The 16068-nt window shown below is 69.7% G+C and carries 16 protein-coding genes and 1 pseudogene; 9 read left to right on the plus strand and 8 right to left on the minus strand.

The genetic code is table 11. The features are described 5' to 3' along the window. Position 1: 1 nt before the first annotated feature. From ACWDOP_RS08260 to ACWDOP_RS08275, 4 genes are all read left to right on the plus strand, one after another. Positions 2-1153, plus strand: a complete 1152-nt coding sequence (locus tag ACWDOP_RS08260; protein ID WP_456344509.1) for an ROK family protein — start codon at positions 2-4, stop codon at positions 1151-1153. 57 nt (positions 1154-1210) lie between these two features. Next, positions 1211-1921 carry a PIG-L deacetylase family protein gene (locus tag ACWDOP_RS08265; protein ID WP_456344510.1) on the plus strand — a complete coding sequence of 237 codons (711 nt, stop codon included), beginning with the start codon at positions 1211-1213 and terminating at the stop codon, positions 1919-1921. 72 nt (positions 1922-1993) lie between these two features. Then, a complete protein-coding gene (locus ACWDOP_RS08270) occupies positions 1994-3154 on the plus strand; it encodes a glycosyltransferase (RefSeq protein ID WP_456344511.1) in 1161 nt (386 codons plus the stop codon). Positions 3155-3306: 152 nt separating this feature from the next. Further along, on the plus strand, positions 3307-3498 hold the full coding sequence (locus ACWDOP_RS08275) for a DUF3046 domain-containing protein (protein ID WP_454204086.1): 192 nt from the start codon (positions 3307-3309) through the stop codon (positions 3496-3498). An 11-nt stretch (positions 3499-3509) separates the two neighbouring features. Here ACWDOP_RS08275 and ACWDOP_RS08280 read toward each other — a convergent pair whose 3' ends face one another. Beyond that, positions 3510-4064, minus strand: coding sequence for a CGNR zinc finger domain-containing protein (locus tag ACWDOP_RS08280; protein WP_456344512.1), 555 nt, complete (start codon positions 4062-4064; stop codon positions 3510-3512). A 148-nt stretch (positions 4065-4212) separates the two neighbouring features. Between ACWDOP_RS08280 and ACWDOP_RS08285 the strand changes: the two genes are divergently transcribed. Then, positions 4213-4668, plus strand: coding sequence for a nuclear transport factor 2 family protein (locus ACWDOP_RS08285; protein WP_456344513.1), 456 nt, complete (start codon positions 4213-4215; stop codon positions 4666-4668). A gap of 128 nt (positions 4669-4796) precedes the next feature. On the opposite strand, the gene ACWDOP_RS08290 is transcribed toward ACWDOP_RS08285, so the two are convergent. Next, on the minus strand, positions 4797-6203 hold the full coding sequence (locus ACWDOP_RS08290; RefSeq protein WP_456344514.1) for an MFS transporter: 1407 nt from the start codon (positions 6201-6203) through the stop codon (positions 4797-4799). A 96-nt stretch (positions 6204-6299) separates the two neighbouring features. Here ACWDOP_RS08290 and ACWDOP_RS08295 point away from each other — a divergent pair, with 96 nt between their 5' ends. From ACWDOP_RS08295 to ACWDOP_RS08310, 4 genes and pseudogenes are all read left to right on the plus strand, one after another. After that, positions 6300-7322: an Lrp/AsnC family transcriptional regulator gene (locus tag ACWDOP_RS08295; protein WP_454204090.1), complete on the plus strand. Its 1023-nt coding sequence runs from the start codon at positions 6300-6302 to the stop codon at positions 7320-7322. 203 nt (positions 7323-7525) lie between these two features. Then, positions 7526-8569 carry a recombinase RecA gene (recA, locus tag ACWDOP_RS08300; RefSeq protein ID WP_456344515.1) on the plus strand — a complete coding sequence of 348 codons (1044 nt, stop codon included), beginning with the start codon at positions 7526-7528 and terminating at the stop codon, positions 8567-8569. Positions 8570-9604: 1035 nt separating this feature from the next. Further along, positions 9605-10168: pseudogene (gene recX, locus ACWDOP_RS08305) on the plus strand (recombination regulator RecX); the annotation flags it as partial. A gap of 209 nt (positions 10169-10377) precedes the next feature. Then, on the plus strand, positions 10378-10779 hold the full coding sequence (locus ACWDOP_RS08310; protein ID WP_456344516.1) for a hypothetical protein: 402 nt from the start codon (positions 10378-10380) through the stop codon (positions 10777-10779). A 233-nt stretch (positions 10780-11012) separates the two neighbouring features. Here ACWDOP_RS08310 and ACWDOP_RS08315 read toward each other — a convergent pair whose 3' ends face one another. From ACWDOP_RS08315 to ACWDOP_RS08340, 6 genes are all read right to left on the minus strand, one after another. Next, entirely contained in the window at positions 11013-11528 is a 516-nt protein-coding gene (locus tag ACWDOP_RS08315; RefSeq protein ID WP_456344517.1) for a hypothetical protein, read from the minus strand. 588 nt (positions 11529-12116) lie between these two features. Then, positions 12117-12389 carry a hypothetical protein gene (locus ACWDOP_RS08320; protein WP_456344518.1) on the minus strand — a complete coding sequence of 91 codons (273 nt, stop codon included), beginning with the start codon at positions 12387-12389 and terminating at the stop codon, positions 12117-12119. A 163-nt stretch (positions 12390-12552) separates the two neighbouring features. Continuing rightward, positions 12553-13446, minus strand: a complete 894-nt coding sequence (locus ACWDOP_RS08325) for an amino acid ABC transporter permease (protein WP_456344519.1) — start codon at positions 13444-13446, stop codon at positions 12553-12555. Further along, entirely contained in the window at positions 13443-14123 is a 681-nt protein-coding gene (locus ACWDOP_RS08330; protein WP_454204097.1) for an amino acid ABC transporter permease, read from the minus strand. The genes ACWDOP_RS08325 and ACWDOP_RS08330 overlap by 4 nt, the downstream gene beginning before the upstream one ends. Positions 14124-14200: 77 nt before the next feature. Beyond that, entirely contained in the window at positions 14201-15028 is an 828-nt protein-coding gene (locus tag ACWDOP_RS08335; protein ID WP_456344520.1) for a glutamate ABC transporter substrate-binding protein, read from the minus strand. Between the two features lie 45 nt (positions 15029-15073). After that, positions 15074-15802: an amino acid ABC transporter ATP-binding protein gene (locus ACWDOP_RS08340; RefSeq protein ID WP_456344676.1), complete on the minus strand. Its 729-nt coding sequence runs from the start codon at positions 15800-15802 to the stop codon at positions 15074-15076. Between the last annotated feature and the right edge of the window lie 266 nt (positions 15803-16068).

Consider the following 16068-nt stretch of genomic DNA (forward strand, 5'->3'; position numbering starts at 1 on the left):
CATGACCGTCGCCCGACCGGACGAGGTGCGCCGCTTCAACCGGTCGAGCCTCCTGCGCCTGCTGCACACCGGGGGCCCGGCCACGCGCGCGGCGCTGGCCGCCGCCCTGGGACTGAACCGGTCCACCATCAAGATGCTGGTCGACGGGCTCGCCGAGGGCGGGTTCGTGGAGGAGCGGGTGCCGCGCCTGGCGCGCGGGGCGGGCCGTCCGTCACTGCTGGTGCTCCCGCAACCGCACGCGGCCGCGGTGCTGGCGGTGGACGTGCAGGCCGAGCGGGCGGGTATCGCGGTGATCGGGTTCGGCGGGCAGATCCTGGCCCGCAACAGCTGGAATCTGCACGGTCGCCAGCGCGAACCCGATGAGCTCATCACCCACATCGCGGAGTCGGCCGCGCTGCTCACCGGCGATCTCGGGATTTCGCCACGGGCGGTGGGTGTTTCGGTGCCGGGGGTGGTGCGCCGCGCCGACGGGCTCGTGCACACGGCGGTCGCGCTGGGCTGGTCCGAGGTGGCCCTGGGCCGACGCCTGAGCACCGTCCTGGACCTGCCGGTCGTGGTGGGCAACGACGCCGAATTCGGCGCTCTGGCCGAGCATGTGCGCGGTGCTGGACGCGGCGCGAACGACACCGTGTTCGTCGCCGCCGATGTCGGGGTCGGCGGCGGGCTCATCGTCCAGGGCGCGCTGTTGCGCGGCGCCGCCGGGTATCTGGGCGAGATCGGCCACATGAGCGTGCGCCCGGACGGCCGCCCGTGCCACTGCGGCAACACCGGGTGCTGGGAGACCGAGGTCGGCGAGGCGGCGCTGTGCCGGGCGCTGGGGTTGCCCGGCTACGGCCCGCGCGGGGTGATCGTCGCCGAACTCCGTGCGCTGCGGGGTGATTGGGAACCGGCGTTGCGCGACTACCTGGACTGGCTCACCCTCGGCCTGGTCAACGTCGTCAATATCCTGGGTCCGGAGCTGGTGGTGCTGGGTGATCTGTTCACCGCGCTGCCGGACGCGGCGGTGTCGCGGGTCGGCGAGCAGGTCCGCGCGCGCAGCATGGTCAGTCGCGCGATCGGCGGGGTGCGGATCGAGAAGTCCGGGCTGGGGCCCGATCTCAAGCTGCTCGGCGCGGCCGAAGCCGCCTTCGACGACGTGCTGTCCCAGCTGTGAACGCGCCGTGCGCCGCAGGAGTGTGCGTATTCGACCGGACGGCGGTTGAATTCAGGTATGGAACAGCTTCCCGAGGATTGGCAGCGCGGCCTGGTCATCGTCGCGCACCCCGATGACATCGAATACGGCGCCGCCGCGGCGGTCGCCCGCTGGACCGCGCAGGGCAAGGACGTGCGCTACCTGCTCGTCACCAGTGGCGAGGCGGGCATCGCGGGGTTGCCGCCCGCCGAATCGGGGCCGCTGCGCGAGGACGAGGAGCGCGCGAGCGCCAAGGTGGTCGGGGTGAGCGTGGTGGAGTTCCTCGGGTACCCGGACGGGCGGGTGGTCGAAAGTCTGGAACTCCGAAGGGATCTGGCCGCGGCGATTCGCAGGCACCGGCCGGAACTGGTGGTGCTGTTCAACTTCGGGGACATCTGGGCGCGCGGCTACGCCAACAGCGCGGACCATCGCGCCGTCGGCCGTGCCGCCCTGGACGCGGTCTCGGACGCGGGCAACGAGTGGATCTTCCCCGAAATCGCCGATCTGCCCAGGCATTCCCCGCGCTGGGCGGCGGTGGCCGGGGTCGCCGACGGCAGCCACGCGGTGGACGTCACCGACCATATCGAGCAGGCCGTCGAGTCGCTGACCTGCCATCACCGGTACCTCGCGGCGCTGAGCGACGAACCGGTCGCCGACCAGGCCCGCGCGGTGCTGGAGATGACTTCCGGTCCGAAGGAGGGCTTCCCGGCCGCCCGGGCGGTGGCCTTCGAGCTCTACAACTTCGGCTGAACCGATGCCCGGCTGGGCGACATCGGCGGTGTTGGTGCCGCCGTTCCCGGCGGGATATGACACCCTGGGCGCGTGCGAGTAGCAGTGGTGGCCGGGCCGGATCCCGGACATGCCTTTCCGGCGATCGCCCTGTGCGTCCGATTGCTGGCGGCGGGCGACGAGCCGGTGCTGTTCACCAGCCCGCGCTGGTTCGACGCGGCGCGCGACGCCGGGATCGGGGTGCGCAGGCTCAAGGGCCTGGCGCCCCGCGCCGGGGACGACGACGCCGACGCGGGCGCCCGGATTCACGAACGCGCCGCGCACATCTCGACCGAGATCCTGCCCGATCTCAGTGCCATGCTGCCCGAGCTGGTGGTCTCGGACGTGCTGACCGCCGGGGGCGGCATGGCCGCCGAACGACTCGGCCTGCCGTGGCTCGAGCTGTCGCCGCATCCGCTGTATCTGCCGTCCAAGGGGCTGCCGCCGATCGGCAGCGGGCTCGCCGCGGGCGAGGGCGTGCGGGGCCGGGCGCGCGACTCGGTGCTGCGCACGCTGACCGCCCGCGATATCCGCCGCGGGGAGACCCAGCGCGGCCACGCGCGCGCCGGTGTCGGTCTGCCGGCACAGGATCCGGGGCCGACGGCACGGCTCGTGGCGACGCTGCCCGCGCTCGAGGTGCCGCGCCCGGACTGGCCGGACAACGCCCACCTGGTCGGCCCGCTGCTGTGGGAGCCGACCCGGGATGTGCTGGCGCTGCCGCCGGGCGACGAGCCGCTGGTGATGGTCGCGCCGTCGACCGCGCACACCGGGGTGGCGGACATGGTCGAGACGGTGCTGGCGGGTCTGGACGGCGCGGGCGTCCGGGTGGCGGTGTCCACCCTGGACACCCCGCCCGCGGATCTACCCGACTGGGCCACAGCGGGTTTGGGCCGCCAGGACGAACTGCTGAAGCACGCGTCGGTCGTCATCGGCGGCGGCGGGCACGGGTTGCTGGCCAAATCGCTGCTGGCCGGCGTGCCGCTGGTCACCATCCCGGGCGGTGGCGATCAGTGGGAGCTGGCCAATCGCGCTGCGCGCCGGGGCAGTTCGATACTGGTCCGCCCGCTCACCGCCGACGCCGTGCGGGACGCGGTCGCGCGTGTGCTCGCCGATCCCTCCTATCGGGCCGCGGCGCAATCGGCCGCCGCGGGGATCGCGGTGGTGTCCGATCCGGTTCAGATCTGCCACGACGTGCTCGCGGCCGCGCGCGCGTGAATCGCAGGGGAACTCGGGTCCTCGACCCGTGCGGGTGATCGGGAGCGGCGCGGACGTCCGCACCTCGGCGGCGTTCGCGTGCGGCATGGTCACCTACCCCCGCTCTCCCGGTGCGCGGCGGTCGATTCGGCCCGTGGCGTAGGCTCGCGGCCGTGCGATTGACGGAATTCCAGGAGCTCCTGCATACCGAATTCGGCACGGCGCGCGGTGACGCGCTGCTGATCGACCATGTGCTGCCGTCGATGGGACGTACCGGCGCGGCCGCCATCGAATCGGGTGTCGACCCGCGGGATGTGTGGCGGGCGCTGTGCGCGGAGTTCGACGTCCCGCGCTCGCGCTGGTGAGCACCCGCTGATCACTCCTCGGCGCGCGTCTTCTTCGCGTAGTGCCGGGTCGCCTTGGCGCGATTGCCGCAGGTGAGCATGGAATGCCAGCGGCGGGTGCCGTTCTTGGACGTGTCGTAGAAATACAGCACGCACTGGGGGTGAGCGCACTGTTTGATGCGCTCGGGCGCCAGGCTCCACAGCCGCAGCAGATCGTCGGCGGCGAGCCAGGCCGGCAGCCAGCGGGCCTGGCCGACATCGGGCAGGTCGGCGGGCCCGTCGGGGGTGAGCCTGCGGCGCACGCGCCCGTGGTCCAGGACGGTGTTCAGCGCGTCGAACGAGTGGTCGCCGATGGCGGTGGCGATCGCCGCGCGGGCGGTGAGCAGCGCGCGCAGGGTGGGCTCGTCGGCGGGCGCGGTGAGGGCGTTCTCGGCCAGCCACTGGCGCAGGCCGTCCACATCGGTCAGCAGGTCCTGCGGTCCGTCGGGGGATATCCAGCGGGTGTTCAGCAGGTCCAGGGCGAGGGGTTCGCCGAGATGCGGGCGGGGAACGAGCACGCCTGAGGGTAACGGGCGGACGGTCGTCATCGTGGGAACACCACCTTCCACCGGGTGAACTCTAACCGGTAATCACCGTCACAGGGGTTGACGTGGTCCTGTCGACGGCCTTAGTTTCTAACCTGTCAAACAATGAACGACCGTTAGTTCTTCCGGTCCCGCTCGAGAGACAGGACGCGTGATGCGACCCCCTTTGCCACCCTTCGACCTGGATTCGGCCACAGCCAAGGTGCGGGCCGCCGAGAACGCCTGGAACACCCGCGACCCCGAGACCGTCGCCGGCGCCTATACCGAGGACTCGGTGTGGCGCAATCGCGAGGAGTTCCTGACCGGCCGAGCCGAGATCGTGGACTTCCTGAAGCGCAAGTGGTCCACCGAGAACGGCTACGCCCTGCGCAAGGAACTCTGGGGCTTCCGCGAGAACCGCATCGCCGTGCGATTCCAGTACGAATGGCACGACGAGTCCGGGCAGTGGTGGCGCAGCTACGGCAACGAACTGTGGGAGTTCTCGCCCGAGGGGCTCATGTCGCGCCGCGAGGCCAGCATCAACGACACCCGTATCGAGGAATCCGAGCGCCGGATCTTCGGCCCGCGCACCGAAGCGGACGCGGAGTGGGAATTGCCCCTGCGGTAACTTCGCGCGACGGGTTGAGTCCGGGCGCGCCGAGGATCATGATCGATATGAGCATCCCTGCTCTGGTCGCGCCCGAGCCACAGCGGTTTTCAAGATCCCGGTACCCCGCTGCGGCCGGGCGCGCCGACTCAATCGACCGGGATCGGTGCGGGCTGTCGCGCGGTCACCGCGGTTCCCGCGCGCCGCAGCAGTGCGAACGCGGCCGCGCCGAATCCGACACCGACCGCTCCCGCCACCACGAGCGCGGTATCGAGCCCGGAGACGAACTCCGCGCGCGGCAGCGGCCGCTCGTCCCCGGCCGTGCCGCGAAATACGGTGCCCAGCACCGCGACTCCCAGCGCCAGGCCCAGTTGCCTAGCGGTGTTCACCGCGCCCGCGGCGATGCCGGCCTGCCGCGCCGGAACCGCCGCCATGCTCGTCGCGACCAGCGCCGGGGCGTTGATCCCCGCGCCCGCGCCGATCACCATGAATCCGGGAATCAGTGCGGTCCACGAGGATTCGGGGCCGATCAGGGTGAGCAGGCCCGCGCCCGCGCCGATCACGATCAGACCCGCGCCGATCGTCCACGCCGGTGCGGCGTCGTGCAGGATCCGCCCCGTCGCCCCGGCCACCACGAACGCGGTGATCGCCATCGGCAGCATCGCCAGACCGGTGTGCAGCGGTGACAGATTCAGCTGCTGCTGCAGCCACAGCGAGAGCAGCGGGGCGGAGGCGAACGCGGCGAAGGTTTGCCCGGAAGCGCCGAGCAGCGTCGCGGACAGCACTCGGTTGCGCAGCAGGCCGAGCGGGAACATCGGTGCGGCGGAACGGGCTTCGACGGCCGTGAACAGGATCAGGGCCGCGCCGCCCAGCAGCAGCGCCGCGAGCGTGCCGCCGTCGGCCCAGCCGTGCTCGCCACCGCGAATGATCCCCACGGTGATGCCGGCCGCCGCGGCGGTGAAGGTCGTCATGCCCGGCAGATCCAGCCCCCGGCCCGGAACGCGTTGCGAGGCCGGGAAAGCCAGTACCGACAACGCGATGGTGAGCGCCGCGACCGGCAGGTTGACGTAGAAGATCCAGCGCCAGGACAGCAGGTCGGTGAGCACGCCGCCGAGCACCACCCCCAGCGCGGCGGCCGCGCCGCCCACCGCGCCCCACGCGCCGAAGGCGATACCGCGGTCGCGGCCGGTGTAGGTGGCGTGCAACAGGGCCAGGGTGGTGGCGAACATGGCCGCGCCGCCCACCCCCTGCGCGATCCGGGCGACGACGAGAACCGCGGTGTCCCCGGCCATTCCGCAGGCCAGGGAGGCGATCGCGAACAGGGTGAGGCCGGCCAGGTAGACCGTCTTCGCGCCGATCCGGTCCGAGATCGAGCCCATGGCCAGCACCAGCGCCGCCAGGGCCAGCGCGTAGCCGTCCACGATCCATTGCAGGCCGGACAGGCCCGCGCCGAGATCGGCCGTCATATCGGGGAGCGCGACATTGACGATGGTGACGTCGATGAGCAGCATGAGCGTGCCCAGGCACGCGGCGTACAGCGGGAGCCATTTCCGCACGGGAACCTCCGGGAAAACGAAAGAATATGTTCGCTCAGCCTGTGACTCGCGCCGGTTTTGTCCTACTCGTGGCCGGAAAATCGTTAGATTCCTCCGGTGGAGGTCGAAACACCGCACTATTCCGTCATTTTCGATGATCTAGATAAACGAATCGTCCACGCGCTGGTCGTGGACGCGCGCATACCGTTCGCGAAACTCGGTGAGATCCTGGGTGTGTCGGAGCAGACGGTGGCGCGGCGGTACCGGTCGTTGCGCGTGCGCGGAATCATCCACCTCTCCGGGCAGGTGAACGTGGTGCCGCTCGGGCACGCGCGCTGGATCATGCGCATCAGATCCATGCCGGACGCCGCGCTGCGACTGGGGGAGTCGTTGGCGCGCATACCCGATCTGAGCTGGGTGTCGCTGCTGTCCACCGGATCCGAGGTGATGTGCGTGAGCCGGGCGCGGTCGGCGCAGCGGCGCGACGCGCTGCTGCTGCAATTGATTCCGCGCGCCCCGCACGTCACCGGCCTGCTCGCCTACGAAGTGCTGCACAACTTTCCGCTCGACGAGGAGTGGCCGCGCTACAGCCGGTTGTTCGACGCCGATCAACTGCGCGAGCTGGGACCCCGTCGCCCGGTACAGGATCGGGCCGTGCACGAGTTGCCCATCGCCCTCTCGCCCGAGGACGAGGCCATGCTGGCCGTGCTCGGGCGCGACGCCCGCGCGCCGTACGCGCAGCTGGCCGCGGCCACCGGGTGGAGCCCGCCCCGGGCGGCGCGGCGCATGAGCGAGCTGATCGAGGCCGGGGTGCTGTACTTCGACCTCGACTTCGCCTTGGAGCGTATGGGTTTCGCGGTGCGAGCGGCGCTGTGGATGCGGACGAGGCCGGCGGATCTGGCGGCGGTGGGCGCGATCCTGGCCACGCATCCCGAGGTCACCTACGTCGCTGCCACCACCGGGCCGACCAATCTGACCGCCGCGCTGGTGTGCCGGGACACCTCGCACCTGTACCGCTATCTCACCGAACGGCTGGGCGCGCTGGCCGGCATCACCGACGTGGAGGTGACGCCCGCGCTGCGGGTGTTCAAACAGGCGCAGACGCTGCTGGACGCGGATCGGATCACGCCGGTGCCGTGAGTGCCGGACGATCGCGGGGGAGTCATGCGTGATCGCTATGCCCGGTGTCCGCTCGCGCGCGGATTGGTCCCGCGTGTCGCGTGGCGTGGTGTTTGCCTCGAACAGGTGTTCGTTTAAGCTGTCGTCGGAACTTGTCGGTGCCGCCCTCTAACGTGGGCGCCAACCACAGATTGAGACTCACCCGTCGAAAAGGGGACCAGACGATGGCACCACAGGCATTCGATCGCGACAAGGCACTCGAGCTGGCGCTCGCGCAGATCGAGAAGGGCTTCGGCAAGGGCGCGGTCATGCGCCTGGGCGAGGAGTCCCGTCAGCCCATCGCGGTGATTCCGACCGGCTCCATCTCGCTGGACGTCGCGCTCGGCATCGGCGGTCTGCCGCGTGGCCGTGTCGTCGAGATCTACGGTCCGGAATCCTCCGGTAAGACCACGGTCGCGCTGCACGCGGTAGCCAACGCGCAGGCCCAGGGCGGTGTGGCGGCGTTCATCGACGCCGAGCACGCGCTCGATCCCGACTACGCCCGCAAGCTCGGCGTCGACACCGACGCGCTGCTGGTCTCCCAGCCCGACACCGGTGAGCAGGCGCTCGAAATCGCCGACATGCTGGTGCGTTCCGGCGCCATCGACATCATCGTCATCGACTCCGTCGCCGCCCTGGTGCCGCGCGCGGAAATCGAGGGCGAGATGGGCGACAGCCACGTCGGTCTGCAGGCCCGCCTCATGAGCCAGGCGCTGCGCAAGATGACGGGCGCGCTGAACAACTCGGGCACCACCGCCATCTTCATCAACCAGCTGCGCGAGAAGATCGGCGTGATGTTCGGCTCTCCCGAGACCACGACCGGTGGTAAGGCGCTGAAGTTCTACGCCTCGGTCCGCCTGGACGTGCGCCGCATCGAGACCCTCAAGGACGGTTCCGACGCGGTCGGCAACCGCACCCGCGTCAAGGTCGTCAAGAACAAGGTCAGCCCGCCGTTCAAGCAGGCCGAGTTCGACATCCTCTACGGCGCGGGCATCTCCAAGGAGGGCTCGATCATCGACATGGGTGTCGAGCACGGCTTCATCCGCAAGTCCGGCTCCTGGTACACCTACGAGGGCGACCAGCTCGGCCAGGGCAAGGAGAACGCCCGCAAGTTCCTGCTCGAGAACAACGACGTGCGCGACGAGATCGAGAAGAAGATCAAGGAGAAGCTCGGCATCGGCGCCGATGTCACCGCGGAAGCGGCGGCGGCGGCCCCCGCTGACTTCTAGGCCTTCGTGCCCGATGAACGTCCCGCCACCGGGCCCCGGCAGCTTCCGCCGGGGCCCGCTGGTTCGCGCCTGGACGCGGTAGAGAACCTCCGGCGCCAGTTCGAGAACTCGAAGTCCCGAAAGTCCCGTTCTCGCGGCGGTTCCCGCACCGCCGATCCGTGGGCTCCCACCAGCCGCTGGGACGAAGGCGGCGCCGCGGGTAACTGGGATTCCGGCGCGGCCGCCGACGAATCGGCCCGCGTGGCAACCAATTCCCGCCACATCTCGGACTGGGAGAACGCCGCCCCGCCCGCCGGCGCCGATCCGTGGGGCGCACCCCCGCCGGTCGACGACGCCGCCTGGCAGGGCGTCACCACCGACGATTCCTGGGACCGGACGGGCACCCGCGAAGATCCGTGGGCCGCACCGTCCGAGCCTGACGAGGGGACCCGCACCGAGCCGGATGGCCGGAACGAACTCGGCGCGGGCGCGCGGAATGCCGCGGCGCAGCGCACAGCAGACCCGCGCGGCACCCGCTCCGCACCCGGCTCGAATGGCACACCGCCGCACCGCAGCCCCGAATACTCCGGTCGGCGTCGGCCGAACGGGCAGCGAGAGGAAGCGCCGCCCGCCCCAGGCGACGCCGACCGGCTCCGCCCCGAAAATCACTCGGCGGCAACGTATCCCGACGCCGACGCCCGGGATTCCGCGAGCTCGCCCCGTCGTGCCCGCCGCTCGCGTCCCGCACCCGAGGACTCCGGCGAGCCACCCCGCATCGAAGATTTGTTGCGCGCGGGCCTGCTCCGCCGCGGCACCGGCCCGGCGGACGAATCGGGTGACGACGCGTCGTCGGATGATGGCCGGCCGGGCGGCGGTCGTCGCTCGCGCGGTGACGATGAGCTATCTGGCGCGCGGGAGTTCGGCGCTGACGACGCGCGGGATGGCCGGTCGTACGGTGCGGCGGACACGGACGCGTTCGAGCGCGAAGATCGTGGGCGACGTCGGCGCGGGGGCCGCCGGGGCCGCGAGGATTCGGCGGGAGGCCGGGACGATGACGAGTCGCGCGCGGGCGGGCGGTCGCGGCGGGCCCGGCGGATGCCGGGGGAGCCGTTGCCGGACGGGGGCACCGAGGTCGCGGCCAAGGACGCGTGCCTGCGGCTGCTGACCGATCGGGCGCGCAGCCGGTCCGAGCTGGCGGATCGACTGGCCACCAAGGGGTTCAGCGTCGAGGTCGCGAATCGCGCCCTGGACCGGCTCACCGAGGTCGGGCTGATCGACGACGCCGCTTTCGCACAGGAATGGGTGTACTCGCGGCACACCTTCTCGGGTAGGGGCAAGAAGGCCCTCGCGCTGGAGTTGCGGCGCAAGGGCATCGACGAGGATCAGGCGCAGGAGGCGCTCTCGGCGATCAGCTCCGACGACGAAACCGAGCGCGCTGCCGAGCTGGTCCGGCGCAAACTCCGTTCCCTGCCCGCGTCTCTCGACCGCGAGAAGGCGATCCGCCGCCTGGTCGGCATGCTGGCCCGGCGCGGCTACAACCCCGGCACGGCCTACACGGTCGTCAAAGCCGAACTGGAAGGCTTCACCTTCGCCGCGCCCGGCGATGATTCCGAGGAATAGCGCACCGGCACGGTCTTTTCGACGACGTGTGCGCAGCGGGTCGCCGATCGATTGGCACCGTCCTGCGCGTGCCATTTCCGTGTCAGCGGACCTGTCAGGCGGCTGTCAGCGTGGTGTCAGCCGGGCCCGACAAAGTGTGTACATCAACGAAGCGAGCGGCACCGGGAACCGAAACACCCGGGCCGCGAACAACAATCGAGGAGTACACCATGTCGAACGCCACCGTCGCCCTGACCGCCGAGAACCAGAGCGTCCTGCGCACCGCCGCCTACGGCGCGGTCACCCTGCTGGCCGCCGCCGGCGCGCCCGCCAAGAGCGTCTCCCGCGGCTCCCACGCCCTGCTGTCCGCGACGGGTCTGGTCGGGCACGTGCTCTCCGGCAAGTCCAACGACATCCACCTGTCCGGCAAGTCGGTTGCCGACATCGCCGAGCAGGTCCTGCCGAGCCTGACCGCGACCGTGCGGCTGCTCGATCAGTACCCGGGCGAGGCGGCCAACTTCCGCGACACGGTCATGGTCGCGGTGGCGGCCGCGTCGCAGCCGAAGAAGGGCGAGCCCGCCCCCGCGGTGGTCGCGATGTCCCAGAAGATCGCCGCGGCCCTCGCGGCGTGACCCCCGCGCCGGTGGTTCCAGCCACCGCGGAAGGCCTGGCTCGAGGCCGTGCTGCGGGAGCGGCTGGGTCGCGGCGAATATGCCGCGACCCAGCGTTCTCGCCTCGGTTTTCCCACCCCGGTATCGGGGCTCGGGTGCTGTCGGCCGTGACACCGGACGGCGGTGGTGTTGCGGCCCAAGGGATGCGGCTTCGCCGAGTATCGGCGAGGCCGCATCGGCGCGGGTGCGCCGGATCAGTTGGCGGGCGCGGGCATCACCCCGCGCGGCACCACCCGGACGAAATCGGTGGGCCCCAGGTTCCCGTCGACACCGACGCAGGTGACGTCGACGCCGCCGCCGGGCACGCTCGCGGGCGCGGCGATCGTATAGAACGGCAGGTAGGTGCCGCCGTGTGCGGCGGATTCGGGTTCGGCGTCGGCCGGCGGCGGCAGCAGTTCGACCGGGCTACCCGCGGAATCGACGACCGTGCACTGCACCCAGGCGGGCTCCCACTTCGCCTTGCCCTTGATGTCGAGCACCGCGTCCGCCGGCACCGCCACCCGCTGGGTGTCGCCCAGCGGAATCCGCACGCCCCCGCCCTGTTCGCCCGGGTCGTCGCTCTCGTTCGCGGGCCCGGGCGTCGGGGTGACGGACGTGACCGACGTGACCGTCGTGACGGGCGCACTCGGCGTCCCGGCCTCGGCCCCGGCGTCGTCCTTCGTCGAACATCCGGCCATCGCCAGCCCCGCCGCCGCGACAGCCGCTACCACCACAACCTTCTTCCCACCGAACATCGCAACCTCCCGACTAGACGAATGAGTTCAGACGGTAAACCGGCAGCATTCAAACCGCTGTTACCTCGAGTGGCACCTGTCACGCCCGCCGATAAAAGCGATGAAACTAGCCTTGAAAAGCGCCTATAGAACAAAACCGCACGGTGATGATAGGCGAGTTCATCAATCGAATCGGCAGAGTCCAGCGATTGACACGCGCCGAGAAAACGATTCAGCAAACTTTTCGCACACGGTGCGTCTCATCTCCCCGAAACCCGTTCCCGCTCTCCACCGTCGCCCGATGCGATGATCGGACGGTGAACACGGATCTCGAGACGGCACTCACGGCCGTGTCCTCCGCGTTCGACACCTATCCCCGCCGCCCGGTCCTCGACCGCTGCCCCCCGGTCCACGTCTGCTCGACCACGACTATTCGCTGAGTCGGCCGCTCCCGGAACAGCGGGTTGTAGTGGGCGCTGCTCGCCGAGTTCCCGGCCGGGCGGGGTGCTTTCACCGACACGGGGCAAATTCCTCGACTCCACGCGTCGTCGGGACGCACCCGGATCACGTACGGAACCGATTGATTCAGTGCAGGATTCGGCCGGTGTGGCGGGTGGGGGCGCGGCGGGGGCGGCGGTGGTCGGTGCGGCCGGCGGGGCGCGGGGCCGGGGGGCGGGCGGGGGAATCGGGGCGTCTGGGGGGAGATTCGGCGGCGGACAGGTGGTTTCGGGCATCCTCCACCAGGCGGGCGCCGATCGCGGCGGCCAGGGCCGCGCAGAGGGCGGCGAGGGGGGCGATGACCGCGGCCACTATCAGGCCGAGGTACAGCTGCCTGCGCGCGCGGTCATGGTCGCTCATGAGATTCAGTATGGGAGCCGGGAGCGCCGATTGTCCTGCTCTCCAGTGACATTGGACGTAACGACTCGGCCCGGCGGAACCGGATCGGGCGGAATCGGACAGCGAAACGGCCCCGGAGGCGGAACCTCCGGGGCCGGTCGCGGTCGTATCTACGGGCGGGCGACTACTTCTTGCCGCCGGTCAGATCCATACCGGGGGTCGCGTCGGCGATGTTGGCGTCGGCCGACACCACCGCGCTGCCCCGCTTGCGCGTGCGCAGCCACTTCTCCAGGCGGGTGGCCGCCACGGACAGCGCGTAGTTGAGCGCGATCATCAGCGCCGCCACCACCAGCAGCGCGGGAATGGTGTTCTGCTCCGCCGCGCCCAGGCGCTTGCCCGCCCGCACCACCTCGGGGTAGGTGATCGCGTACCCCAGCGCGGAATCCTTGAGCGCCACCACCATCTGCGACACCAGCGCGGGCAGCATGGCGGTGATCGCCTGCGGCAGCAGCACCAGCCGCATGAGCTGGCCCTTACGCATGCCGAGCGCGACCGCGGCCTCACCCTGACCGCGCGGCAGCGAGCGGATGCCCGAGCGCACGATCTCGGCGATGACCGAACCGTTGTAGATGGTCAGCGCCGTCACCACCGCCGCCAGCGCCAGCTGATCGGACGGGAAGACGTTGTACTCGGAGTAGATCGCGAACAGGAAGATCATCAGGATCAGCACCGGAATCGCCCGCGACACCTCCACCACGGCGCCCGCGATCCAGCGCACCACCCGGTGGTCGGACAGCCGCAGAATGCCGAAGTTCATGCCGATCAGCAGCGCGAGGGTGATCGAGAGCACCGCGGCCACGATCGTGCCCTGCAAACCCGGCAGCAGGTAGGTCGTCCAGACCTGCCCCTCCAGGAACGGCTTCCACTTCTCCGCGGTGAACTGATCCTTCTCCGCGAGCCCGCTGTAGACGAACCAGCCCGCCGCGAGCACCAGCGCGATCACGACCACCGAGTACAGCCGGTAGCGCAGGCGCGCCTTGGGACCGGGCGCGTCGTACAGGACCGAAGCCGACGTCATCGTGCCACCTCGTATCGTTTGGCCAGCCAGCCGAACAGCAGCCCGGCGGGCAGGGTGAGCAGCACGAAGCCGAAGGCGAAGATCGCGCCGACCAGCAGCGGCGCGGCCTCGACCTCGATCATGTCGTCCATCAGCAGCGCGGCCTCGGTGACACCGATCACCGAGGCGACGGTGGAGTTCTTGGTCAGCGCGATGAACACGCTGCCCAGCGGCGCGATCACCGCGCGAAAAGCCTGCGGCAGCACCACGAGACGCAGATTCTGGAAGAACGTCAGCCCCAGCGAGCGGCCCGCCTCGGACTGCCCCAGCGGCACGGTGTTGATGCCCGAGCGCAGCGACTCACACACGAAAGCCGCCGTGTACACGCTCAATCCGAGCACCGCGTAGCGGAAGTTGTTCTCCATGAGGTCGTTCGGGCCGTCCGGCGCCAGTTTGATCTGCAGCGTCGTGTACAGGCCGAGCGAGCAGAACACGATGATCACGGTCAGCGGCGTGTTGCGGAAGATGTTGACGTACGCCGTGCCGACCCAGCGCGCGATCGGCACCGGCGAGACCCGCATGCCGGCCACCAGGGTGCCCAGGATCAGCGCGCCGAGCGCCGAATACAGCGTCAGTTTGATGGTCACCCAGAACGCGTCGTACAGCTGGGTGTCGTACCGGGAGATCAAGTCGAACACGGCTGTCGCGTCCCTCCGATCGAAATGCGAAGCGTGCCGGGCGGATTCGGAAGAACCGCCCGGCACGCGCCATCAACTCAGTAGCGGTCGACCGTCGGCGGGGTGGGGACCTCGAAGCCGACGCCCGCGAAGTTCTTCTCCACCGCGCTCTTCCAGGCGCCGCTGGTGATCATGGCCTCGATGGCGTCATTGATCTTGTTGCGCGACTCGGTGTCGCCCTTCTTCACGCCGATGCCGTACTTCTCGGTGGTGAAGGGCTGCCCGACGACCTTGAACACGCCCGGCTGCTGCGCCGCGTACCCGGCCAGGATCACCGCGTCGGTGGTGACCGCGTCCACGGCCTTGCCCTTGAGACCCTCTAGGCACAGCGAGTACGTGTCGTAGGTCTGCAGCTGGGTCTCGGGGTAGTTCTTCTCGATGTTCTGGGCCGGGGTCGAACCCTTGACCGAGCACACCTTCTTGCCCTTGAGGCTGTCCGGCCCGGTGATGTCGGTGTTGTCCGAGCGCACCAGGAACGACTGTCCCGTAATGAAATACGGCCCCGCGAAGTCGACCTTCTCCTTGCGCTTGTCGTTGATCGAATAGGTCGCGACGATGAAGTCGACCTGCCCGTTCTCGATCAGCGTCTCACGCTGCGGGGACGGGGCCTCCACGAACTTGATGTCCTCGGCCTTCACGCCCATCTTGTCCGCGACGTAGGTCGCCACGTCCACGTCCAGGCCGCTGAACGAGCCGTCCTTGTTCTGCAGCCCCAGACCCGGCTGGTCGTACTTGATGCCGATGGTCAGCTTGCCGTCGGCGGCGTTCTCGCTGGCGGTCTTGTCACTGCCGCCGCCACAGCCGCTGGCGACGACCGCGAGCGCGAGTGCGCCGGCCGCGACCTTGAGCGTGTGTGTGAACCTCATCGCGAGTCCTCTTCTCTCGGTGAAACGTCTCTCGGTACTGCTCGGTCAGTGGCTGAGGATCTTGCCCAGGAAGTCCTTGGCGCGATCGGATTCGGGTGCGGTGAAGAATTTCTCGGGGTCGGTGTCCTCGACGATCTGCCCGTCCGCCATGAACAGCACTCGATTGCCGGCCTTGCGCGCGAAGCCCATCTCGTGGGTGACCACGACCATGGTCATGCCGTCCTTGGCCAGCTGCACCATGACCTCGAGGACCTCGGACACCATCTCCGGATCCAGCGCGGAGGTCGGCTCGTCGAACAGCATGACCTTGGGATTCATGGCCAGCGCGCGGGCGATCGCCACGCGCTGCTGCTGCCCGCCGGACAGCTGCGCCGGGTACTTGTCGGCCTGGTTGGCGATGCCGACCCGGTCGAGCAGCTCCATGGCACTGGTCTTGGCCTTGGCCTTGTCGATGCCCCGCACCTTGACCGGCGCGAGCATGACGTTCTCGAGAATGGTCTTGTGCGCGAACAGATTGAAGGACTGGAACACCATCCCCACATCGGCGCGCAGCTTGGCCAGGGCGCGGCCTTCGTCGGGCAGTTGCACCCCGTCGATGGCGATGGTTCCGGAGTCGATGGTTTCGAGGCGGTTGATGGTGCGGCACAGCGTCGACTTGCCGGATCCGGACGGTCCCACCACGATCACGACCTGCCCCTTGGGCACTTCGAGGTTGATGTCCCGCAGAACGTGCAGCGAGCCGAAGTGCTTGTCCACCGTCCGCATGGAGATCATCGGCGCGGATTTCGTGACGGATACAGGCGCGTCGGTCATGACCAGTGACCTTAGAGGGATCATGCCCGAAATGCTCGTCTTTGCTCTGGCAAAGGACACTGTGCCGGGACTCGACATCCCCGCGTAACCGCGGGTTGACGCTCGTGTGACCGGGGAGAGCCAGGTCACCGTCGGTGGACGGGGTGGATGAGCCGATCCGCACAGCCATTACCCTGGTTGGGTGAATTCGTTGGGGCAGGTTTCGGCACTTGGCGTGGTTGACGGGC

It is taken from the genome of Nocardia sp. NPDC003693, from assembly GCF_053981095.1.